At 36.0% G+C, this 23,291-nt stretch carries 25 protein-coding genes and 3 tRNA genes; 12 read left to right on the top strand and 16 right to left on the bottom strand.

All coding sequences use genetic code 11. The features are described 5' to 3' along the window. Positions 1-8: 8 nt before the first annotated feature. From OPR28_RS04710 to OPR28_RS04690, 5 genes are all read right to left on the bottom strand, one after another. Complete coding sequence (locus OPR28_RS04710) at positions 9-896, bottom strand: Rpn family recombination-promoting nuclease/putative transposase (RefSeq protein WP_265023599.1); 888 nt, start codon at positions 894-896, stop codon at positions 9-11. A gap of 304 nt (positions 897-1,200) precedes the next feature. Next, a complete protein-coding gene (gene dxr, locus OPR28_RS04705) occupies positions 1,201-2,364 on the bottom strand; it encodes a 1-deoxy-D-xylulose-5-phosphate reductoisomerase (RefSeq protein WP_265023598.1) in 1,164 nt (387 codons plus the stop codon). An 82-nt stretch (positions 2,365-2,446) separates the two neighbouring features. Then, entirely contained in the window at positions 2,447-2,944 is a 498-nt protein-coding gene (locus OPR28_RS04700; protein WP_182367341.1) for a hypothetical protein, read from the bottom strand. Between the two features lie 204 nt (positions 2,945-3,148). After that, entirely contained in the window at positions 3,149-3,850 is a 702-nt protein-coding gene (locus OPR28_RS04695) for an ABC transporter ATP-binding protein (RefSeq protein ID WP_006279859.1), read from the bottom strand. Continuing rightward, complete coding sequence (locus tag OPR28_RS04690; protein WP_265023597.1) at positions 3,843-4,625, bottom strand: MlaE family ABC transporter permease; 783 nt, start codon at positions 4,623-4,625, stop codon at positions 3,843-3,845. Before OPR28_RS04690 ends, OPR28_RS04695 begins: the two co-directional genes overlap by 8 nt. 575 nt (positions 4,626-5,200) lie before the next feature. Between OPR28_RS04690 and rpmF the strand changes: the two genes are divergently transcribed. The 3 genes from rpmF to OPR28_RS04675 are packed head-to-tail and all read left to right on the top strand — an operon-like array spanning position 5,201 to position 7,380. Beyond that, positions 5,201-5,383 carry a 50S ribosomal protein L32 gene (gene rpmF, locus OPR28_RS04685; protein ID WP_010962967.1) on the top strand — a complete coding sequence of 61 codons (183 nt, stop codon included), beginning with the start codon at positions 5,201-5,203 and terminating at the stop codon, positions 5,381-5,383. A gap of 10 nt (positions 5,384-5,393) precedes the next feature. Continuing rightward, the gene (gene plsX / locus OPR28_RS04680) at positions 5,394-6,431 is read left to right on the top strand and encodes a phosphate acyltransferase PlsX (protein ID WP_151807807.1); all 1,038 of its coding nucleotides are present in this window, start codon (positions 5,394-5,396) and stop codon (positions 6,429-6,431) included. Continuing rightward, entirely contained in the window at positions 6,424-7,380 is a 957-nt protein-coding gene (locus OPR28_RS04675; RefSeq protein ID WP_209472442.1) for a beta-ketoacyl-ACP synthase III, read from the top strand. Before plsX ends, OPR28_RS04675 begins: the two co-directional genes overlap by 8 nt. Before the next feature lie 20 nt (positions 7,381-7,400). Here the strand turns inward: OPR28_RS04675 and OPR28_RS04670 are convergent, their stop codons facing one another. The 4 genes from OPR28_RS04670 to mnmE all read right to left on the bottom strand — a co-directional run bounded on the left by OPR28_RS04670 (position 7,401) and on the right by mnmE (position 10,983). Then, complete coding sequence (locus tag OPR28_RS04670) at positions 7,401-7,523, bottom strand: hypothetical protein (protein ID WP_255317430.1); 123 nt, start codon at positions 7,521-7,523, stop codon at positions 7,401-7,403. A gap of 613 nt (positions 7,524-8,136) precedes the next feature. Further along, complete coding sequence (locus OPR28_RS04665) at positions 8,137-9,153, bottom strand: NAD(P)/FAD-dependent oxidoreductase (RefSeq protein ID WP_265023596.1); 1,017 nt, start codon at positions 9,151-9,153, stop codon at positions 8,137-8,139. Positions 9,154-9,321: 168 nt separating this feature from the next. Next, a tRNA-Ser gene (locus tag OPR28_RS04660) sits at positions 9,322-9,409 on the bottom strand. 47 nt (positions 9,410-9,456) lie between these two features. After that, positions 9,457-10,983 (bottom strand): tRNA uridine-5-carboxymethylaminomethyl(34) synthesis GTPase MnmE, encoded by a 1,527-nt coding sequence (gene mnmE / locus OPR28_RS04655; protein WP_265023595.1) that lies wholly within the window; start codon positions 10,981-10,983, stop codon positions 9,457-9,459. 220 nt (positions 10,984-11,203) lie between these two features. Between mnmE and nuoI the strand changes: the two genes are divergently transcribed. Genes nuoI through infC form a run of 5 tightly spaced genes read left to right on the top strand, consistent with a single transcriptional unit; the run spans position 11,204 to position 14,514 of the window. Further along, a complete protein-coding gene (gene nuoI / locus OPR28_RS04650) occupies positions 11,204-11,686 on the top strand; it encodes an NADH-quinone oxidoreductase subunit NuoI (RefSeq protein ID WP_038199316.1) in 483 nt (160 codons plus the stop codon). Then, complete coding sequence (locus OPR28_RS04645) at positions 11,686-11,808, top strand: hypothetical protein (protein WP_265023594.1); 123 nt, start codon at positions 11,686-11,688, stop codon at positions 11,806-11,808. The genes nuoI and OPR28_RS04645 overlap by 1 nt, the downstream gene beginning before the upstream one ends. After that, positions 11,802-12,089 (top strand): hypothetical protein, encoded by a 288-nt coding sequence (locus OPR28_RS04640; RefSeq protein WP_049973587.1) that lies wholly within the window; start codon positions 11,802-11,804, stop codon positions 12,087-12,089. The genes OPR28_RS04645 and OPR28_RS04640 overlap by 7 nt, the downstream gene beginning before the upstream one ends. Continuing rightward, positions 12,082-13,983, top strand: coding sequence for a threonine--tRNA ligase (thrS, locus tag OPR28_RS04635; protein ID WP_265023593.1), 1,902 nt, complete (start codon positions 12,082-12,084; stop codon positions 13,981-13,983). Before OPR28_RS04640 ends, thrS begins: the two co-directional genes overlap by 8 nt. A 12-nt stretch (positions 13,984-13,995) precedes the next feature. Continuing rightward, positions 13,996-14,514 carry a translation initiation factor IF-3 gene (gene infC / locus OPR28_RS04630; RefSeq protein ID WP_182320999.1) on the top strand — a complete coding sequence of 173 codons (519 nt, stop codon included), beginning with the start codon at positions 13,996-13,998 and terminating at the stop codon, positions 14,512-14,514. A gap of 28 nt (positions 14,515-14,542) precedes the next feature. Here infC and nuoF read toward each other — a convergent pair whose 3' ends face one another. Then, entirely contained in the window at positions 14,543-15,796 is a 1,254-nt protein-coding gene (gene nuoF, locus OPR28_RS04625; RefSeq protein ID WP_265023592.1) for an NADH-quinone oxidoreductase subunit NuoF, read from the bottom strand. Between the two features lie 19 nt (positions 15,797-15,815). Continuing rightward, positions 15,816-15,888 (bottom strand) — tRNA-Lys (locus OPR28_RS04620). Positions 15,889-16,204: 316 nt separating this feature from the next. On the opposite strand from OPR28_RS04620, the gene OPR28_RS04615 reads away from it, so the two are divergent. The 4 genes from OPR28_RS04615 to OPR28_RS04600 all read left to right on the top strand — a co-directional run bounded on the left by OPR28_RS04615 (position 16,205) and on the right by OPR28_RS04600 (position 19,019). Next, a tRNA-Ala gene (locus OPR28_RS04615) sits at positions 16,205-16,280 on the top strand. Between the two features lie 177 nt (positions 16,281-16,457). Further along, complete coding sequence (locus tag OPR28_RS04610) at positions 16,458-18,095, top strand: magnesium transporter MgtE N-terminal domain-containing protein (RefSeq protein ID WP_406829239.1); 1,638 nt, start codon at positions 16,458-16,460, stop codon at positions 18,093-18,095. 46 nt (positions 18,096-18,141) lie between these two features. Next, a complete protein-coding gene (locus OPR28_RS04605) occupies positions 18,142-18,585 on the top strand; it encodes a hypothetical protein (protein WP_265023591.1) in 444 nt (147 codons plus the stop codon). 101 nt (positions 18,586-18,686) lie between these two features. Continuing rightward, positions 18,687-19,019: a hypothetical protein gene (locus tag OPR28_RS04600; RefSeq protein ID WP_182320991.1), complete on the top strand. Its 333-nt coding sequence runs from the start codon at positions 18,687-18,689 to the stop codon at positions 19,017-19,019. 62 nt (positions 19,020-19,081) lie between these two features. Here OPR28_RS04600 and ccmE read toward each other — a convergent pair whose 3' ends face one another. Genes ccmE through OPR28_RS04580 form a run of 5 tightly spaced genes read right to left on the bottom strand, consistent with a single transcriptional unit; the run spans position 19,082 to position 23,291 of the window. Continuing rightward, on the bottom strand, positions 19,082-19,483 hold the full coding sequence (ccmE, locus tag OPR28_RS04595) for a cytochrome c maturation protein CcmE (protein WP_012673317.1): 402 nt from the start codon (positions 19,481-19,483) through the stop codon (positions 19,082-19,084). Beyond that, positions 19,467-19,604: a CcmD-like small membrane protein gene (locus OPR28_RS07150; protein WP_006012903.1), complete on the bottom strand. Its 138-nt coding sequence runs from the start codon at positions 19,602-19,604 to the stop codon at positions 19,467-19,469. Before OPR28_RS07150 ends, ccmE begins: the two co-directional genes overlap by 17 nt. Continuing rightward, a complete protein-coding gene (locus tag OPR28_RS04590) occupies positions 19,601-20,470 on the bottom strand; it encodes a biotin--[acetyl-CoA-carboxylase] ligase (RefSeq protein WP_265023590.1) in 870 nt (289 codons plus the stop codon). The genes OPR28_RS07150 and OPR28_RS04590 overlap by 4 nt, the downstream gene beginning before the upstream one ends. A gap of 17 nt (positions 20,471-20,487) precedes the next feature. Next, the gene (locus OPR28_RS04585) at positions 20,488-21,852 is read right to left on the bottom strand and encodes an NADH-quinone oxidoreductase subunit N (RefSeq protein ID WP_265016239.1); all 1,365 of its coding nucleotides are present in this window, start codon (positions 21,850-21,852) and stop codon (positions 20,488-20,490) included. Next, positions 21,849-23,291, bottom strand: a complete 1,443-nt coding sequence (locus tag OPR28_RS04580; RefSeq protein ID WP_265023589.1) for a complex I subunit 4 family protein — start codon at positions 23,289-23,291, stop codon at positions 21,849-21,851. Before OPR28_RS04580 ends, OPR28_RS04585 begins: the two co-directional genes overlap by 4 nt.

The raw sequence follows: 23,291 nt of genomic DNA, 5'->3' as shown, positions 1-23,291 counted from the left end.
GTTCACACTTAATTCTGCAATTCTTCAATCTCACTAATAGAAAGGCCAGTAAACTTAACAATAGTGGTAACATCAACATTATTAGCCAGCATTGCTTTTGCGACTTCAATTTTCCCTTCGATTTTCCCTTCCTCTTTACCAATTTTGATGCCTTTTTCAGTAGCAAGGTCAAGTCTGTATTCAAGAATGGCTTCTTCTTTGCGTAGATCCATTATTCTTTCTTCATACGCTACTAAATCTTTTTCATTCCAGCTAAACCTGTCTAATTCATCGTAGGCTAACTTTATTATTGGTGCTTTTTCTGCTATTTTCCTTAAGTCTTCTTCCGTAGTTTCATCTGCATATTTGAAGAAAAATAACCAACGATCCACTATGCTTTCTAGCTGTTCTTCCTTATTCTTAGGAAATTTCGGTAGTTCAATAAATACAAATTGAAAATCTTTTAAGTCATGCTCATTGGTTTTCTCATCTCTTATAGTGTGGCTGGATATATAATCAACTTCTTCAGGAAGTAAGTTACAATTTGATATAGCAATAAAGAAGACTTTCTTTAAATCAATGTAGTTGCCAGATTTATCTAATTGTCTTGAGTAAGCCTTAGCAGCATACAGTTGAGCTCGTTTTTCGAAGCCTTTATCGCGAGTAAGCTGCATTTCAATCACATACCTGGCCCCACTAGAATCCCTGCAAAGAACATCAACTATACTTTGCTTATCAGATGCAATTTCAGGATCCATTATAGTACTGAGGAATTCCACTTCTTGTATAGTATTTATCTCGGTAAATCCTAAAATATCATTCAAAAAATGTATGAGAATATTCTTATTTTTTTCAGTGCCAAATATTTTTTTGAAGGTTAAATCCAGCTTAGGGTCGAGAAACTTAGATAAAGCCATAGCCAAAGTGCTTAAAAATATTAATAATTATACACACAATTATTCAACCATATTTTTGAAGATAGCTATAGCTAACACGTCATAACCGCCGCGAACCGTCATACCGCGATTCATTCGCGGTATCTCTTAGCCGCTAACAAGTAGCGGGATGACGAATTACTTAACCGTCATACCACCGCGAACCGTCATACCGCGATTCATTCGCGGTATCTCGGCATAGATTCCGCTAACTAGTAGCGGAATGACGATTGTGCATCGTGCTTTGCTAAAAAAAAATCACAGAATACAGTCTGGTTACATTACTCTAGCTATACGCAACAACTTTACTTTCAACAATTTTATTAGCAATAATACGACTTTCACAATCAATATTTATTATATCAGATAGTGAATTAATATCAGTATAACTATCAAAACTTTCCATTGTTGATTCCACTATCTCTACTATTTTTAAAAAGCCAATTCGTGACTTCAAAAATTCATTAACAGCTATTTCATTTGCAGCATTGAGCACAATACTATTTGCTTGTGGAGCAGAAGAGTTTAACACTGCCATGCTAAGCTTTAGCGCAGGAAAACGTTTATGGTCTGGTTCTTGAAAGGTCAATTTTCCTTGCTCTGTTAAATCTAGTCTACAATTTAAAGCTGATCTTTCCGGCCAAGACAAAGCATATGAAATGGGAATTGCCATGTCAGTCTCTGCAAGCACAGCAAAGTTGAACCCATCCTTATAAGTTACAATTCCATGTACTATTGACTCAGGATGCACTATTGCTTCAATTTTATCCGGGCTGATATTAAACAAGTTATGTGCTTCTATTATCTCTAGTGCCTTATTCATCATTGTTGCGCTATCAACCGAGATTTTCTTTCCCATATTCCAAGTGGGGTGACTAAGCGCCTTATCTACCATGACATTTCTTAATTGCTCAAGACTATAATTTAAGAATGGTCCACCAGAAGCAGTAAGTATGATCTTTTCTACGCATTTGTCGTCATTTTGCAAAATTTGAAAAATTGCGTTGTGCTCAGAGTCGATAGGGATTATTTGTACATTTTTTTCTTTAGCTTTTTTGAGTAATAACTTTCCACCGCAAACAATGCTTTCTTTGTTTGCCAATGCAATGACTTTGGTACCGCTTTCTATAACTTCCATAACTGGCCCAAGGCCTGCAATGCCAACTATTGCAACAACTGAGAGATCAACAGGTATGGTAGCAATATTTGTAGCACCAATTGCTATTTTTACATCTGTACCAAGTAAACTTTCTTTCAAATCTTTGTAAAGCCTTTCATCGGAGATAGCAACATATTTTGCATTTAGCAGTTTTGCTTGGTGTGCCAGTAGAGCAAAGTTCGAATGGGCACTTAGTGCTTCCACTTGGTATTCTTCTTTTCTCTTTGAGAGCAAATCTACAGTCTTTTTTCCAACACTTCCTGTTGACCCTAAAACTGAAACCTTTTTCACTAAGACAAACTCATGTTAATTATAACAACAGCAACTTTTCTTATTAGGCCTTCTCGCATACTATTCAGCAGTTTTTAAGCGTTTAACCAAGTTCATGCCCGTGGTCATCACCAACAGATGGTGAAGGACCAGGTGAAAAAGATTGACCATGGTGATCACCTGCATCATGCATGTCTTGCAAACCATCAGCATTATGAGCCATTTCATTATTGGCATGAGGGTAATCATCTGAGTGAGGTCCCTCATCACCATGAGCCATATCCATTCCTTCTGATGGCATATCTTCCCCACCTCCACCTGAAAAATATTCTGCAAGGCCTTCAAGAAATTTTATGCCAAACATATTACCTGATTTTCCAAACAGCGTTACTAGACTACTACCACTCACCAAACCTTCAAACACGTTACTATAAGCAGCAATTGCTCCTTCATGAAAGTTGAACAACCATTTCATTCCATCGACAACTGTTGAAACAGAGTCACTATGACCAAGACCAAAACCACTTTTCTCACCAGCAGCCTCTTGGTGTTGCTGCTGCGCTTGCCATTCTGCAATGTTTGGACCTTGAGCTTCACTCATAAATTTTTACTCTCAACCTTAAGCTATTATTTTATCACAAATATTGCAAAATATCAATAGAGCTTTTGAATATAGCTAATACAAACAATTCTGTTATCTTATATAGGATCCAGTTTGAAAAAAATCTGAATTCCAATGTTCACTACCTTTTACAAAGTTAAAACTTAAAAATATGACTGTTAGCAATAGTGTATATATCTTTAGCTATATATAATGAATGAATTTTTTTATATATTCGTTATTAGTATTTTGTATTTCCTGAACAGTTCCATGGGAAATGATCTCCCCTTCATATAATACTGCTATTTTATCAGCTATTTTAAATGCGCTATGAATATCATGTGTAATCGTGATAATTGTAGGGTTAAGATCTCTAGATAATTTTATTATTATCTCGTTTACTATATCTGACATAATTGGGTCCAATCCTGAAGTTGGTTCATCCAAAATAATGATTTCTGGATTGTGTGCAATCGCCCTTGCAAGTGCCACTCTTTTTTTCATTCCACCTGATAGCTCTATTGGAAACATATCTGCTATGCTTTCCTCCAGTCCAACATCATTTAACTTCTCGATTGCTAGCTGTTTTGCCTCTTTTTTGCTGATATTAAAGCGCTTTTTATAATTAAAAGATATATTTTCCCACACTGTAACGTAGTCAAATAAAGCGGAATTTTGAAATAAAACCCCAAATTTATTTTTGCTTTTACTATTTATTTTAACAGACCCTGAGTCTGGAGCAAGCAAGCCGATAATTGTTTTTGTTAATACAGATTTGCCGCTTCCTGAGCCACCAAGTATGACTAATGATTCCCCTTTTAATATATCAAAATTTAGATCTTTTAGTACTGTCCTATCATCAAAAGATAAGCTTAAGTTCAATATTGATATTATGGGGTTACGCATGTATCAAAGTAATCATGTAGTTTGCTAAAATGATCAGTATGGACGATAAAACAACAGTTGATGTTGTAGCAACACCTACTCCTCGTGCACCTTCTTTGCAATGGTAACCGTAATAGCAGCTTTCGACAGAAATTATGGCGCCAAATGCAGTTGCTTTTATTAGCCCAGTTATAAAATCATACGTATTAAAGAACTGAGCTGTGTGTTTAATGTATATATTTAAATTGTGGTTAAATTCGAAGACTGCAGTGATACATCCTCCAAATATTCCTATTAAATCTGCACATACTGTAAGTATGGGAAATACTATGATTGACGCTAAAATCCTTGGTGCAATTAAATATTTGAAAGGGTTGATGTTCAAAGTTGTAAGGGCATCTATTTGCTCGGTGATGCGCATCGTACCAATTTCTGCTGCAACTGATGATCCAACCTTTCCTACCATTATTAAGCTGATCAAAACTGGTCCTAACTCTTTAATGATAGTGATCGTAACAAGTTTGGGTATTATCTGTTCTTGGTTAATTAATGGGTCACTCAAGCTACTTTGTAAAACTATTGCCGCTCCTATAAAAACTCCAGTGAGCCCAACAATTGGCAGAGAGAAAAAGCCTATCTCTATAATTTGTCTTGCTATGTTGCTAAAATAATATGGTGGCACAAGGCAGTGGTATAGAGATTGAATAAAAAATATGAATGCACTACCAAGCCTTAACAAAAAATTGATAAAGTACCTACCAATTATTCTAACACTATTTATATCAAAAAAGCTCACTTTGTATTCATTTTAGCTAGAGGTTAGTCTTACTGATTTTATTAAAATTTTTATTAACTTTATCGCAAAGTATAGCTGAGATATGTTTTAAGTTCAATATACTTGATGTTTTAATTTAAAGCTTAACCCAAGAAAGGTTTTCCTACGTCATACCGCCACGGTATCCACAACTGTACGAACGTTGTAGTTTGGGAGCAATTCCCACCAGTGGGCCAGTGCCCAGACACTGGGATCCAGCTTCTATGCAACTTAATTAAAAACGTTTGTTTTAGCATAAGACAACTACCTTTAGCTCATCAGCTCAGTTATAAGCAAAATTTCTGGATTCCAGACTGGAATGACATCATCTGTTGTGCAATTTACCTTCAAAAATGAATGTTCGTACAGCTATGGATTCATTCGCGGTATAGATTCCGCTAACGAGTAGCAGAATGACGGTTTTTCAAATTGTAGAGCCACTTTAGCTATAGAACTCAATTACATAAGCAAACCTTACTTATTTTACTATCCCTGTTTACTTCCTGTAAAAAACATGTTACTAATGAATTGAATTTTGTAGTAGAATGGAGGAAGTTTTGGCAGTTCCAAAAAGAAAAAAGTCAAAGTCAAGGCGTAATATGCATCGTTCTCATCATGCTATTGAGCCTAAGAATGTTGTGGTATGTTCAACAACTGGGGAATTCATGTTGCCTCATAACGTAGCAGTTGATGGCAGTTACAAAGGAAAACGGGTTTTCATCAAGCAACAGGCGGAGTGACTATTATGATATGTTACCTACGGTCAATAATAATATAGTTATTGCACTTGACGCTATGGGGGGCGATTTTGCGCCTCTTTCCGTAATTCATGGTGCTGGTTTTTTTTTAGACAACCTTGTTGACCCAGGCATTAAAGTTTTTTTTCATATTTATGGAGATAAGGAAGAAGTATCTCCTTTGCTTTCAAAATACAAAAAAGTAAGTAACAATTCTGAGTTTACTCATTGTTCTGACAATGTTCTTGCAAATGATAAGCCATCTTTTGCACTGAGGCATCGTAAAGACTCAAGTATGAAAGCTGCCATTGAGGCAGTAAAAAAAGGTAAAGCTTTCGGAGTGGTGTCTTCAGGCAACACCGGAGCATTGATGGCAATTTCCAGATTTATTTTAGGAACATTACCAAACATTTATCGTCCTGCTATTGCCTCTATCTGTCCAACTAAGACAAAAAGCTTCGCTTTGCTTGACCTTGGTGCAAATGTTGATTGTAATGCCGACTCATTATTTCAATTTGCGTTAATGGGTAGTATATTTGCAAAAATAGCATTAAAAATTGACAATCCTGAAGTTGCTTTGCTAAATATCGGCACAGAAGAAGTTAAAGGTAATGACTCAGTGCGCGGCGCTTTTGAGTTGCTTAAAAACGCTCCAGGCATTAATTTCAAAGGGTATATAGAGGCAAGTGAATTTTTAGAGGGTAATATAGATGTGATTGTTGCTGATGGTTTTGTTGGCAATGTAATGCTCAAAACGGCTGAGGCAACCGCTAGTACCTTTATCAATCTAATAAAGCAGGAAGTATTCAATTCGTGGATAGCGAAAATGCTTGTTGGTATATTGTTAAAATCCAAACTAAATAAAGCTTTAACGCGTTTTAATCCCAAAATTAGAAGTGGAGCTATGTTTTTAGGGCTGAATGGTATCATCATTAAAAGTCATGGAAATTCTGATGCTATTTCTTTTGCCCATGCCATAAAATTTGCAGTAAATGCAATTAGTGAAAATTTAAATCAAAAGATAATTAACGGGGTAAGTCATATTGAATAAAAGTTTCATATTAAGCACTGGATCTTACCTACCAAGAAAAATGTTGAGTAACAACGAAATTGCATCGATAGTTGAGACGAGCGATGAATGGATAAGGCAGAGAACAGGAATAGTTCAAAGGCATATAGCAGATGAAGGAGAACTAACGTCAGATCTAGCTGTAAATGCAGCAAAAAGTGCTATAGAAAAAGCTAAAATTTCAGTAGATGAAATTGACTTGATTATAGTTGCTACAACAACTCCTGATAAAACTTTTCCTAGCTGTGCAACGATTGTACAAAGTAAGTTAAAATGTAAAAACGCATTTGCTTTTGATGTACAAGCAGCATGCTCTGGTTTTATATATGCAGTTACAGTTGCTGATTCGCTCATAAAATCTAACAATAGAATTAAATATGCATTGGTTATAGGTGCTGAAATAATGTCTAGGATTGTTGATTGGGAAGATAGGTCAACTTGTGTACTCTTTGGTGATGGTGCTGGTGCAGTGGTGATGAAATCAGAAATGGGTAGAAGCGGCATCATATCAACAAACTTATACTCTGACGGCAATGTGGACATACTATGTACGAACGGAGGGGTATCCTCTACTGGTGATTCTGGAAAAATATACATGAATGGAAGAGAAGTGTTTAAACATGCAGTGGATAAGTTAACAGCCTTAATAGAGGAAACTCTGAAATGCAATAATTTGAAAATTACTGATATTGACTGGCTAATTCCCCATCAAGCAAATATTCGTATTATTGAAGCAGTAGTAAAGAAGTTAGATTTCCCTATAGAGAAAGTGATTAATACTGTTGATAAGCATGCAAATACCTCAGCGGCATCAATTCCACTAGCACTTGATTATGCAATACAAAAATCAAAAATAAAATTAGGAAACCTGGCACTGCTGATTTCAATAGGTGCAGGCCTAACCTGGGGTTCTGTGTTGCTGCACTATTAGACTTCCTGCATTACCTCCTGTCATCCAAGTACCCTCTTTGTCATTCCAGTGCCTCTTTCTCCTGTCATCCCAGTGCCCCCTTTTGTCATCCCAGTAGCCCCTTCGGTGTCATTCCAGTCTGGAATCCAGTTCTTATTGTACATTCACCTGGTGTAAAGTTAAGTTTCCTGGATCCCAGTGTCAGCTACTCGGATGACAAAAAAAGGAGCACTGGAATGACAGCAGTCCTACGTCATACCGCGATTCATTCGCGGTATCTCTAGATCCCGCTAACAAGCAGCGGGATGACGGTTGTCGTTTAGCCACAAATATTTAAGAAATTTACCAAATGAAAAAAAAGGCAAAAGAAACCCTGGGGTTATTATCCGCTTTAAAATATTGGCGTTTTTTATGTTTTAAACGCTTGACAAGCGAGATTAAGCTGCTTTTAATTGCAACTAACTTACGCTGCAAACGTTTAAGAAATTTACTAAGCAGAAAAAAAGACAAAGAATCCCCGAGTTAGCTAGTCTTTTACTATCTCTGTCGAGTATTGGCATTTTTTGATGTCTTGTAACGCTTTGTAAGCGCGTTCAGCTTATTTAGATAAAAATCTAGATGTAGATGAAGTTTTGTAAAGACATACAGTATCTATATACTGCAAAAAATTGAACATAAGACGCCGATACATTAAGTAATCCTTACCTTTTAATCTGCAGATTGGCGAAAGCAAATACAATAGCTTCAGTTTCATGATAAGGGAGCTGGCGAGGTTTGTCAAGGAAGTTTTTCTTTCCCGTGAATTCCCTTTGAGGTTGAATATTGAAAATTAACCGGAGAGTTGTGGATTACTTTGTATATGTCATAACAAGCCATGGCGCTCTCAGCAAAACCATTTAGTATTAATTTTAGTTTGCCTGAATAAATAGCTATATCTCCGATTGCATATATCCTATCTCTACTGGTTTTAAGTGTAGCTGGGTCGACAACTATGCGGCTATGTTCTAACTGTATACCCCAATTGTTTATTGGACCAAGATTCATTGACAGTCCAAAAAATGGCAGCAAAAAATCAGCGGATATTTCTTTTTCTTCCTTAGAGGCAATGTTTTTTACTATCACTGCGCTCAACTGCCCATTACCTCCTGCTAGTTCGTGTAATTGATATGGCACTACCAGTTCTATTTTTCCATCAATTTCAAGTGATTCTAATTTATTTCTAGTTTCAGGAGTGCAGCGAAATTCCTTTCTCCTATGTATCACATAAATTTTCTTCGCAACTTTAGAAAGTTCTACAGTCCAATCAGCCGCAGAATCACCCCCACCTGCAATGACTATAGTTTTGTCCTGAAAATCAGAAATTTTATTTACACTGTAAAATACAGATTTATTTTCATATTCTAATATACCACTTAAGGGTGGACGGTTAGGTTCAAACATTCCATTACCTGCAGCAACAATAACAGCCTTACATTTTACCTCTGTACCTATGCTCGTTATGATAGTAAAGTTTTCACCTTCGTTATTTGAAATCTTTTCTACTTTTTGACTTAAATGGTAAATAGGCTTAAATGGCGAAGCTTGCTCCATTAGCTGCTCAATTAATTTTTGGGCAGTAATTACAGGATAACCAGGTATATCGTATATTGGCTTTTCTGGGTAAAGAGCTGTGCATTGTCCTCCTGCTTGATCCAAAACATCTATTACATGACATCTCATATCAAGCATTCCCGCTTGAAAAGCAGTGAATATTCCAACAGGTCCTGCACCTATTATTACTATATCGGTTTTCATATTCAGATGGTAATCTATTTATAGATATTAGCTTTCTTCGCTAATAAGGTCAATTTACAAAGGGATGTATTTTTAAAAGATGTGGCTAGATTAGACAAGATTTCCAGCGTTATGAACCACATAGTCCAAATAAGCTCTAAAAATCAGCTAGCATAGCGAGATGCTGTGCGGACGGAATGGGATTCGAACCCATGGTACGCTCATCACGTACGTCAGTTTTCAAGACTGGTGCCTTAAACCGCTCGGCCATCCGTCCATTTCTTTTCTATCACAACATTTGATTTTAAGCAATCTATAAAAGCTTTACTTGCCCACGCAAAAGTTGCTAAACACACTACTCAATATTTCCTCAACATTAATAATTCCAATCACCGCACCAAGTTCAAATGCAGCAAGCCTCAAATCTTCAGATATCAACTCAATTGGATTATCGATATTAAAACGTTGTAAATGTTCCAGTGCTTTCTGCATGTGATTCCTATGTCTTTGCCGAGTGATTACAGGAGTGTCTCTATCATGCCCAAATTTTTCCTCTGCCTTCTCTTTTATGAGAGAGATCAATTTGTTTGTACCTATTCCCTTTAGAATAGAAATAGGTAGAAAATCTACATCGCCAATCAGTATATTTCTGTCACTAATTGCATCGTCAGCTTTGCTCAGAACATAAATGGTGTCATTTTGGTCTGATGTCATACAAGTAGCTGACACTGGAATCCAGCTATGAACATTGTTTTCAGCACATGTTTCTAGAATCCATTGTCTATTGCATAATTTGCAAGTATTTTTATATCTGGATCCCATTGTCACGCACTGGGATGACACCGTTTGTTGATTACAATATTTGCATAGTTGTGTGTCAACGACAGATGGTATATTGCCTGCGGCTTGATAGTTGACATCGTGTCGTTGTTCAAAAGGAAATAGTTCTATTCTTAAATCAGCTTCAAAAGACCTCTTTTTCGCTCGACTTATACCTTCTAATTCTATTGGATCTGAACTTTCACGAATTCCAGCAGTATCAGAGAGAATGATTGGGTATCCGCCAATGTCAATATGAGCTTCAAGTATATCTCTTGTTGTGCCTGCATATTCAGAAACAATAGCAATATCACGCTTGGCTAAGAAATTAAACAGAGTTGATTTACCGACATTTGGTTCACCAGTTATTACAATATGTAAACCCTCACGCAACCTTTCGCCCCGTCTATTATCATTTAAATGCTCTTGTATCAACTGCACGAGAGATTGCACTTCATTATTAATTTTTTCCAATTCACTTTTTTCTGCCCAAATGTCCTCTGGAAAGTCTATATATGCTTCGATTTTGGATTGTATCGTTATTAATCTTTGCCTCCAATTGCTGTATAGTCTCTCCAATTCTCCTGATATCTGCTTAATCGCTTGTTTAGCTTGCATTTTCGTCTCAGCATCAATTAAGTCTGCAATCCCTTCTATTTGCGTTAAGTCAAATTTACCATTTAGAAAAGCCCTAAGTGAGAATTCTCCAGGCTTGGCCATAACGAAAACTTTTGATAATTCCTCCAAGATGATTTTTATAACTGCCTTGCTTCCATGCACTTGTAACTCTATAACGTCCTCGCCAGTGAAACTGTTTGGAGCAGGGAAATAGATGATTATTCCATTATCTATCAATTGACTGGAATCATCATATAGATCAACTAAAGTAGCAAATCTTGGTTTAATTTCTTTCTTAATATGAAAATGATTTAAAGCTTTAAGCGCGTAGTTGCCTGAAATTCTGATTACTGCAACTCCTGACTTACCAAATACGGTCGACAAAGCGAAAATAGTTTCATTTGTGTTTGTCATTATTTATATAAACTACTTAGCAATGTTATACTTAAGGAACCAAAATACCTAATTTGAAAACATCTAAATTTTATTTATCTTGTCAATTTATAGTAATATAACACTATCATATTAATGAATATATTATATAAAAAAACTGTAAAGATCATCCAGGTGAAAATATTTATTTTGAAAACTGATAATATGATTTATAATGACTGACACAAGTTTTAAATATTTTATGCTCAAGAAATTAGCTTGGTACTGGTCTTTTGTAGAGTTAATTAAAGGGTTTGTTATTACATTAAAATATATGTTTAAGCCAAAGGTTACTTTGAGGTATCCTATGGAGAAGGGCCCTTTAAGTCCAAGGTTTCGTGGTGAGCATGCGTTGCGTAGGTATCCAAACGGTGAAGAACGATGCATAGCTTGTAAATTATGTGAAGTTATCTGCCCTGCTCAAGCAATAGTTATTGAAGCAGAGGAAAGAGAAGACGGTAGTCGCCGCACCACGCGCTATGATATTGATATGACAAAATGCATATACTGCGGACTTTGCCAAGAGGCATGTCCAGTTGATGCAATTGTTGAAGGTCCTAACTTTGAATTTGCTACTGAAACAAGAGAGGAGCTAATGTACAATAAAGAAAAGTTATTGCGTAATGGTGAAGTTTGGGAAGACGCAATTGCACTCAGGTTAAAAAAGAATAGGCCTTATTATTAATGTTCAGAGCTTATAACCCTGTTATCCATTATGATTTAGGGGCAGTGCCCACTAGGGGTGGTGTCATCCCAGTAGCTGATGCACAACTGTACGAACATTTGTTTGCGAGGGCAGTATGTTAAATGTTATAGCCTGTTTTGCCTCAAACACAAAGGTGTCATCCCAGTGCTTGACACTGGGATCCAGTAAAATTGATTGTGAACAAGCACACTATACAACATTTTCAATGAAATTACAAAAAAGCTGGATTCCAGTGTCAAGCACTGGAATGACACCATTTGCTGTGCAATTTACCTTCGAAAATGAATGTTCGTATGGCTATGTGCGTGACACTGGGATGACACCGTTGGAAGAAGCAAACCGCCTTCAAGCTACATGTCCGTATAGGTTTATTTATGGTTAGGATTACTTTTTCAACCGAACAAAAAGTAAAAGAATACAGTGGTAAAGTCATTGGCTTTGATATATTACAACCAGATGCTTTGAAAGAAGCAATTGCCTTTAAGGTAAATGGTGAGTTGCATGATCTCTCACGTGAAATTGAAGCTGATGCAGAGATAGAGGTGATACAACTGAGTGACGAAGCGGGTTTAGATATAATAAGGCATGATGCTGCTCATATAATGGCGCAGGCAGTGAAAGAGCTATTTCCTAATACTCAGATTACTATCGGCCCAACAATTCAGGACGGTTTTTACTATGATTTTGCTACAGATCGTACCTTCACTACGGACGATCTTACCGCAATAGAAAAGAAAATGAAAGAGATTGTAAAAAGTAACCACAGATTTGTTCGAGAAGTTTGGACTCGCAAGCAGTCAGTTGATTTCTTTAGTGGTATAGGCGAAAAATATAAGGTTGATATTATCTCATCCATACCAGAGGGTGAAAACCTAACTGTTTATAGGCAAGGTGATTTTGTTGACCTATGTCGTGGTCCGCACTCACCATCAACCGGCAGAGTTAAAGCGTTTAAACTTATGAAAGTAGCGGGTGCATACTGGCGAGGTGATGCAAAGGGCCCAATGTTGCAGCGAATATATGGTACAGCATGGAGAAATAAGGATGAATTAAACGCTTACCTTGAGTGCCTCAAAGAAGCAGAAAAACGTGATCACCGCAAAATTGCTAAGGATATGGATTTATTTCACATTCAAGAGGAAGCTGTTGGGCAGGTTTTTTGGCATGAACAAGGATATATTCTATATAATGTTCTTGAGTCTTACATCAGAAAGAAGCTAATAAATAATGGCTATTTTGAGGTAAAAACTCCTATTTTAGTAAGTAAAGAGCTGTGGGAGGAATCTGGACATTGGGATAAGTTTCGTGAAAATATGTTTATTGTTGACGAATCTGAGAATAAAAAGTTAGCAATAAAACCCATGAATTGTCCTTGTCATGTGCAGATTTTTAATTCTCACACCAGGAGCTACCGTGATTTACCAATACGTATGGCAGAGTTTGGCACATGCCATAGAAATGAAAGCTCAGGATCATTGCACGGACTGATGCGAGTGCGTGGTTTTACGCAAGACGATGCACACATTTTTTGTATGGAAGAACAAGTGAATTCTGAGACTATAAAGTTTTGTGACCTTTTAAAAGAAGTATATTCAGAGCTTGGATTTAATGAAATTTCTGTGAAATTTTCAGACCGTCCAGATATTAGAGCAGGTAATGATGAAGTGTGGGATAGAGCTGAAAAAGCGCTGCTTGAAGCCGTTAAAGAAGCAGGCTTGAGTTATAAACTTAACCCTGGTGAAGGTGCGTTTTATGGTCCAAAGTTAGAGTTTGTCTTGAAAGATGCAATAGGCAGAAGCTGGCAATGTGGAACATTACAAGTTGATTTCATTTTACCAGAACGTCTGGGAGCTTTTTATATAGGAGCAGATGGACAAAAGCATCACCCTGTCATGTTACATAGGGCAATTCTTGGAACTTTTGAGCGTTTTATTGGAATTTTGATAGAAAATTATGCAGGAAAATTTCCAGTTTGGCTTGCTCCAACGCAACTTGCTATTCTGACCATTACAAATGAGGCTGACGGTTACGCCACAGAAATTAGCAATATTTTAAAAGAACAAGGTGTGAGAGTCAAGACTGATTTGACCAATGAAAAAATTAGTTATAAGATACGTTTGCATAGTTCAAACAAGGTTCCTATATTGTGGATTGTAGGCAAAAATGAAGTTACAAGTAAAACTGTGTCAGTAAGAAATTTAGGATCGGAAAGACAGGAGTCTTTTTCTTTGGAAAAGGCTAATGAATCGCTGTTAAAAAGTATTAATTTGAATTAAGGGAGTTAAAGTTTGCAAGTTAAAAAGAACAATAAAAACAGAATTAATGGATTTATCACAGCTAAGGAGGTACGCTTAGTTGATCATAGTGGTGAAATGGTCGGAATCGTGCCAATAGAACGAGCTTTGGAATTTGCACAGGGTGTTGGTTTAGACTTGGTGGAAATTGCACCTGATTCAACCCCTCCAGTATGTAAAATTCTGGATTATAGCAAGCAAAAGTATGATATAAAAAAGAAAGCAAGTGAAGCAAAAAAGAAACAAAAAACATTAACTATAAAAGAAATTAAACTGGGTCCTAATATTGGTGATCACGACTACGAAACAAAATTGCGTCAAGCAAGAGACTTACTTGTCCACGGACATAAAATTAAAGTCACAATGAGATTTAGAGGGAGAGAGCTTATAAACACTGAAGTTGGACTGGAAAAATTAGAACGGCTAATTCGAGACACTGAAGATATCGCAAAGGTAGAATTGGCACCTAAAAGAGAAGGGAATCAATATTTTTTAGCTCTGGTTGCTAAGTAGCAAAACGGCTTAAGAAGTATAAGTAAAGTTAAATTATCGCTCTCTCTTTGATAACATGGCGAAAATGTCTTATTAATCCTTGAATCGGCCAAGCTGCAGCATCGCCAAGCGCGCAAATTGTATGTCCTTCTATTTGAGTTGTAAGGTCAAGCAGCTTATCTATTTCATCAGGTTTAATATCTCCTGCCACCATCCTCTTCATAATCCTCCACATCCATCCAGTACCTTCACGGCATGGTGTGCATTGTCCACAGGACTCATGCATATAAAAGTGTGATAACCTCTCTATTGCAGCTATTATATCAGTTGATTTATCCATCACTATTACAGCAGCAGTACCAAGCCCTGATTGTGCAGTTCTTAATGAATCAAAATCCATTTCAATAGTATCGCATATAGATTTTGGAATTAATGGCACTGAAGACCCACCAGGTATTACAGCAAGTAAATTATCCCAACCTCCTCGCACTCCACCTGCGTATTTTTCAATTAATTCACGTAGTGGAATTCCGAGCTCTTCTTCAACATTACACGGGTTGTTTACATGTCCTGAAATACAAAAAATCTTAGTACCAGTATTATTTGGTTTACCAAGAGATGCAAACCATTCTCCTCCGCGATTTAGAATATCTGGAACCATGGCTATAGTTTCAACGTTGTTTATTGTGGTTGGACAGCCAAAAAGTCCAACACCTGCGGGAAATGGAGGTTTCATGCGAGGAAAGCCCTTTTTTCCTTCAATTGATTCAAGTTGAGCTGTTTCTTCTCCACATATGTAAGCTCCTGCACCCCTATGGATAAATACATCAAGATCATAACCTGATTTGCAGGCATTTTTTCCAATTAAGTTTTCTTTATAGGCTTCCTCAAGTGCTTTTTTCAGAACTAAATATTCATTATAAAATTCACCCCTGATATAAATATACGCAACTGATGCGCTGATCGCTCTGCTGGCCAGGAGAATTCCCTCAAGTAACTTATGTGGCTCATATCGCAATATATCTCTATCTTTACATGTACCAGGTTCTGACTCATCTGCATTGACTACTAAATATGCTTTTGGGAGATTTTTGGGCATAAAGCTCCACTTAAGGCCGGTGGAAAATCCTGCACCCCCTCGACCTCTCAAGCCAGATTTCTTTACTTCATCAATGATTTTTTCTGATCCTAAATCCAGTAATTCCTTTGTTTTTTGCCAACCACCACGTTTTTTTGCACCCTCAAGTAGTGGAGTTTCTTTACCATTTAGGTTGGTGAATATTTTGTCTTGTTCTTTTAGCATGTTTTTCAAAATTTGTGAGTGATCCCGACGCGATTCGAACGCGTGACCCACTGATTAAAAGTCAGTTGCTCTACCGGCTGAGCTACGGGATCATTTCATTTTTCAGCTATACTAAACATCAATACAGTTTTTATCCGTTTTAATCAAACTAAAATTTTCATGTGTGGTTAAATGAATTATATAATATACTGCGTTAGTGATAATTTAGTTAAAAAATTTTTAAAGGAAAACTTCTTGTTAATTTTCAGTTCACAGATTTATTTGGATGGTGTGACGTATAACGCTAAGGAGACAAAAAAATAGAGAAGTGTGTACACCCTGCAGAATTTGTACACTATTTAGCAATAGCCTAATAGATAAATATTTCTTGCATTTCAGCCTGAGTGATTTATGCTTTAAACAAGAATTGGGGGTATAGCTCAGCTGGTAGAGCATCTGTTTTGCACGCAGAAGGTCAGCGGTTCGATCCCGCTTGCCTCCACCAATATAGGTTCTAACATATCATAAAGTCAGCCTATTTTAGTCCATGAGTATTTTACACTAGTTCCCTAAAAAATCCCTCTTTCTGTAACTTTTCTCTACGCAAGTAATATTTGTTATTATAATTCTGATATATACTAACTTAACAATAAATTAATCAATAAATGTTAGAATACTAACAATGAATTTATTGGTAACACCTATGAGTGGAAAAAAACATGTTTTTAAGATGGTGCCTGGAAAAAAGGTGCTTAACGAGACTGGATTGAAGATATTTCAAGATTCTGCAGATAGCGGGGGGTTAATTTTTGATAAACTTATTAAAATTGGGTTTATACCACTTGATGATAAAGACAATATAGCACTAGACTTACCTATAAAATTTTGCGATGCCTGGAATGATGGTCCGTTTAAACCTGTTGTATGTATAAAGGAAAATGGAAAAGATTTGGAGAAAACATCTTACCGTTGTGATAAAGAAGGAGATCTAATCACAAAGTGTAAATTTCCGGTCGTGCCATTTAGAAATGCTGATCTCGATTATGTAAATAACTCGCATTCCTTTGCATATCTCAATGACAAATTAATGAAGATATCAGTTGACTACAAAGTATCAGAATCTTCTCATAGTATATATCGGCACTTTCTTGGGATACAACCAGTGAAATATCAATATGTAACATGGGAAGAGTCAGGTACTAATAAATATTATTTCTCAGATGATCAAGGAAATATTATTGATACACCTGACAATAAGGCACTCCAATATATTAAATTACAGAGCAAGGAACAAACAATAAAAGATATAATATCATCTAATATACCAGAGGAGCTATCAAGCGCGTTTACCAAAGTCTTTATTCAGGACCTAACAGACGACCAACTAAAGACTCTTGCCAATACTCTTAGTAATGAGCAACTGCAAAAAATAATTCCTCAACTGAATTCAAATCAACTGCAGGTTCTTGCACAGAATTTAACGGATGGACAGCTACAAAAAATTATTCCTGAACTAAGCTCAAACCATTTGCAAGCTTTAGCAGAGAACTTAACAGATAACCAACTACGAGCTTTAGTAGATCATCTAACCAATCACCAATTACAAACTCTTGCTCAGGAACTAAATCCAGAAAAGTTACAAATAATTGTTCCTATTTTAAATGATGCTCAGCTTGAAGCTCTAGTTAGAGACTTAAATCCAGAGCAAGTAAAAGAAATTTTACCTCACTTAAAAGTGGATCAGTTCAAAGCACTTATTAAAACTTTAAATGACGAGCAATTTACAGTGCTTGCAAAAGACTTGGCTGAGCACCACTTGACGATACTTTCCAAAGAATTAGAAGGTGATCAGTTGAAAGCTTTAGTAAATAGTCTGCAAGAAGAACAACTGAAAGACTTAGTTAATAAGCTTGATCATGAGAAACTCGAAGCAATTGCTCAGGATTTAACTGATTCTAATAGGATTCAGATTATCATCAAGTCTTTAGTTGATAACCCAGACAAACTTCAAGCTTTTGCTCGCAATATGTCTAATGAGCAGTTTAAAGAACTTTTGGATAACGTAGGTGCAGAAGAGCTAAAAGATATTATTCACAAATTGCCTTATGAGAAAGTGACAGCTGTGATTGGTGATCTTGGCAGTAAAGATCAGTCTAAAGCTATTATTGATGCATTAAAAGGGGAACTTGAAGAGCAGAGTAAACAGAACAAGGAAATGATTGAGATGCTCAAGCAAATCAAGGACGATATGCCAGACATTGGACAGGCTCCAGACTTTACAATAGTAGACATTAATAATGACTCACTGTTATTTGTATAGTAGTGATTTATAAAGATAAGTAGTTTTTTTATAGGAGGTAACTATTATGAATAAAAATATAAAATTATATTCTAGTGAAGAAGTTGAATCAAATAATACATTACAACTTTCGAAGCCGAAGTTTGATAAACCAAGCTTTGAAAAGCCAGTAATAAAGAAGATTGTCAGTGGTAAAACAAAGGAAGAATTTGATATAACTAAAGATATGACACAAGAAGAGATTGATAAGATGCCACAAATTACATTGACCATCAAGCACCTTAAAAATTTTTATGATGGCTTGATAAACAGCATTAATAAGTATGACGAAAATATGGATAGTGCAATTCAAAGTGGTATAATAACACAATTATCATCAACCATAGATAGTATAGGCAGCAAGACAAGTAGTATAGACAGTGAACTTGCAGATCTTAGGGATTCGATTCCAGATATTGGAGAAGCTCCTCCATTACTCCATATTACTGGTGAAGAGAACGGATTGCTTTAATAAAAAAGGTAATAGCCTGATATCAGGCTGTTACCCTTTCCACATATCATTTCAATATAGCTGAGTTGATTTTGAAATTATAATTTTTTATAGGAGTTAGCATGAATAATAGTAAACAAGAAAGCAAAAACGAACTTAAAGTAATAAGCAAAATAGAAGTTAACACCAAACCTAAAGGTTATGATGAAACAGTTGCGCGAAATCCAGCGCAGCTTGGTTATGTCCACAAAGCTTTAGATAAATTAATCGCAGAGCTGAACACGAAATTCGTTCCTGAATTGGATGATGTATTGCATAACAATAGCAACTCTATCAGTCAATTAAATGACATGCTAACAGAAGAAAGGAGTAAGCTTGACGAGCTAATAAAAGAAATTAACGATTTAAAATCTTCGCTAGAACCGCCACCAATGGATGCTCCTGAATTCATATAAGAAAAAAAGTAATAGCCCAGTGGGCTGTTACTCTCTCTACATATCGTTTCAATACAGCTGAATTAGGGAATCTGTTTTAAAACTTTCGGCATATAGTTCTCATCATGTTTTGCAAACACTGTATCTGCAAGAAAAGTACTATTATCAAACATTTTACCTTGCACAACAACACCACTTTTTTCTGAAAACATTGGTGGAAGTATCCCTTGATATTTTACCACAACGCTTTTGTTAAAATCTGTCATTTGAAAAATTACTTCACTTTCGCTCCGTATCACGCTATTTTCAACAACCATTCCACCAACACGGATTAGTTTTTGACTATTTTGTAAAACTATTGCCTCACTTACTGTATAGAAAAATGAGATGTTTTCTTTGAGCGTTGTTAAAATAAAAAAGACTATGCAGCTTAAAAAGCAGAAAATTCCTGAAGTTATAAGTAATCGCTTATGTTTCTTCTTCATTATTATCTTTCAGGCTTTCTAGAATTTTTTTACTTTTAATATAGCAAGAAATGGTAAGAATCAGTTCTCCGGTAATCAATGTAAGACTAATAAGGTAAGCAAAAATCACATACGTGTTCATAATATATCGTTAATAAATAACTCACCTGCATCAAAATAAATTAAGCTTTCATCCTTTTGCTGCAACACCAATTTACCACTTTCATCTATATCAGCAAAAATTCCTTCATACAATTTGTCAGCTAACTTTACACTGATTTGCTCGTTCATCTTGAATGCTCTTGTGAGCCACATTTTTCTTATAGCATAAAACCCATCAAACAGCCATTGCTTTCTTAGCTTATTAAAATTTATTATTAATTTCTCTAATAGATCTATGTTAGACACAGATTCACCGTAATTGCTAATACACGTTGTTCCTGCAAGTGGTGCATGATTGACATTAATTCCAATTCCTACAATAAGCCAATTCGAATTGGATCTTTTTTCAAGCAATATTCCACTGATTTTTTTACTATCAACTAGGACATCATTTGGCCATTTATATTGAATGTTACTATCATCCATAAATGACAGTAAAGTATTTCCTACAACAAGAGCAGTCACAAAAGTCAATTCTGTTAATTTGCTGATGTCTTTAACTTGACTCGTTAAGCCTACTGTTATCCCAGTACCATCCGATGTCATCCCAGTGCTTGACACTGGGATCCATGCTTCTTGATTCCTAGATTCCAGCGTCACGCACTGGAATGACACCGAAAGCTGGCTTTCATTCAGATAATCGTTAAAGAGGTTTATCACCAAACTCGCATAGAAATTACCTTCTGGAGAAACCCAACTTTTTCCGGTGCGCCCCCTGCCTTCTGTTTGTTTATCGGCAATAATAACAGTTTCATTTGATATTCCTCTGTTAATTAAGTCCAGTGCTTTTCCATTAGTGCTTAAAACTTCTTTGTAATGATGAATATGAAAACCCTCAGGGATCACCTTGTCAGCCCTTTAGTTCAATGAGTGAGTAAAACGTACAAGAAAAGAACGAGGTTAATCAGTGAAGCCACCGAAGTGATAATGAATAGACCCTTAGAATAAGTAACCTTATTACCACTAGCTTTATCGAAATACATAGCTTTTATAATATTTAGATAATAGTAACACGATATAACACTTGCCATTACAAGGATCAAAGACAGGGTGATAAAGCCAGAATTTATTAAACTTTTGAATATAAAAAATTTAGCGATAAAACCCGCAAGTGGAGGTATTCCCGACATCGAGAGTAACAGCACAGAAAGATGAAATGCTACAATTGGGCGTTTCTTCCCTATACCAGACAAGTTTGCAATATCACAATCGTCATCGTCAATTTGTACGAGATATGAGAATAGCCCTATGCTTGTGATGATATATATCACCAGATACATTAAGGCACTATCTGTTCCTGCTTGTGTAAAAATAGAAAGTGAAGCAAATATAAAACCAATGTGACCAATTGAACTGTAAGCAAGCAGCCTTTTTAAGTTTTGCTGACGCAAAGCCCCAAAAGCTGAGATAAGCACAGACAATGCTGAAACGTATAAGAAAATAGGCTGAACATAACTTTTTACATTTACTAACTCTTCATTCATCAATCGAATTAAAAATGTTACAAGTGCAGCTTTTGGGGCCGTAGAAAAAAACGCAGTTACTATGGTAGGTGCACCTTGATAGACATCTGGAGCCCACATATGAAAAGGAGCAATAGCAAGCTTGAAACACAAACCAATAAGGATAAAAACTAACCCAAAAACTATTCCATAAGTTATCTGATGGCTTTGCAAGAATGAACCGAGCTCAGAGAAATTGACTTGTCCTGTATATCCATAAAGCAGCGACATTCCATATAGCATAATGCAGGAAGATAGTGCACTAAGTGTAAAATATTTCACTCCTGCTTCACATGAATAAGCTGAATCTTTATTAAAGCTCGCAAGAACATATAAAGATATACTCATCAACTCAAAAGCTAAGTAAAAAGAAATCAGACTATTTGCTGAAACTAAAGTTATCATGCCAAATAGTGCAAAAAGAATCAGTATTGAAAATTCATATTTATAGTCATATTTTGATAAATTCAGCATCAAAAGTATTAAAATTCCTGTGCTGAGAATTAACCCTTGGGCTGACCTGATGTGTAAATTGAGTTTTAACAACGAATTAAAGAGAAAAATTTCATTGTTTTCTGCCGAAATAATTAAAATAATCAAAGTTACCACTGTGCAGCCAAGTGCTAATAAGTTGATAGTTCGGCGGTTAAATATAATTCCAAGCAGTAGCAACACTAACGAGGAGATAATAGAGAACGTTTCCGGCAATATCTGTATATAATTCATAGCGCATCATATTTGACTAACAAATTTGCCATACATGGCTTCAAATAATTCAGTGCAAGGGTTGGGTAGAATCCAAGCAAAATAACAAACACTGCAAGCAGAATTAAGACAGAAAATTCTATGCTATCCAAACGGTTATTTAATAATTTAGAATAGCTAACCCCCCATATTATTTGCTTACATAAATTCAGCATATAAACTGCGCTTAAAATAGTGCCAAGTGCGATAAATCCTGTAAAAAACCCTATGCTCTTAAACATCCCAACCATAGCCAAAAACTCACCTGCGAACCCAGATGTTCCAGGTAGCCCTATTGAAGCCATTGAAAATAAAATGAACATAAAACCAAATTTTGGCATTGTGTTTACTATGCCAAAATATTTTGCAATCTCCAAAGTCCCAGTTCGAGTATATAGCATTCCAACACATAAAAATAAAGCAGCAGAAATAAGGCCATGACTAATCATTTGAAATATACTACCCAGTACTCCTTCCTCACAAAATGAAAAGAGGCCAGCGGTAACGATCCCCATATGTGCTATTGAAGAATAAGCTATTAACTTCTTTATATCATCTTGAGCAAACGCAACTAGCGAAGCATATATCACCGCAATAATGCTCAGCACAACAACGAAATTTGAAAAATACAAACTTGCCTGAGGAAGCATTGGAATAGAAAACCTTAAAAATCCATATCCTCCCATTTTAATAAGCAAGCCAGCTAAAATCACAGATCCAGAAGTTGGTGATTGTACATGCGCATCAGGAAGCCAAGTGTGAAATGGAAACATCGGTACTTTTATTGCAAAAGAAATAAAAAATGCAATCCACAGCAATGACTGCACTTCAAGATCAAGGCTTGGCACTAATGTAGCTAATTTTTGTATATTAAACGTCCCAAAAGTGCTATAGATGTACACCAATCCAAGTAGAAATAATAATGAGCCAGTTAATGTATAAAGAAACAACTTAAACGTTCCATATACCCTGTGTTTTCCTCCCCAAATGCCAATAATAAAGAACATTGGTATTAAAACAGCTTCAAAAAACACATAAAAGCTTATAGCATTCAGTGAAACGAAAAAACCGACTACAAAACTCTCAAGCAGTAGAAATAATGCCATATATGGCCTAAGGGTTGTATAACTCATTTTGCAGTTGTAGAGTATACAAATTACAAACAAGAAAGTTGTAAGCAGAAGGAAAAGCAACGATATACCATCTATCCCTATTCCAACATTTCTAATTGGGTAGCTGACAAACTGAAAGTCCGCATCGTTATAATCAAATTCTATACAAGCTACAATGCTAAGCAAAAATGGAAGTACAGCAAAAAATAGAGCAAGGAATCTTAAGTGTATAGATTGATGATTAATCCTGATTAAGGATAAAATCAACGCTCCTATCAGTGGAAGCAAAAATATACTAAGTAACAACAC

It is taken from the genome of Wolbachia endosymbiont (group A) of Epistrophe grossularia (genome assembly GCF_947251435.1).
GTDB classification, from domain to species: Bacteria; Pseudomonadota; Alphaproteobacteria; order Rickettsiales; family Anaplasmataceae; genus Wolbachia; species Wolbachia pipientis.
The sequence above is the reverse complement of the archived record's forward strand: the minus strand, read 5'-3'. Positions and strand labels throughout refer to the sequence as shown.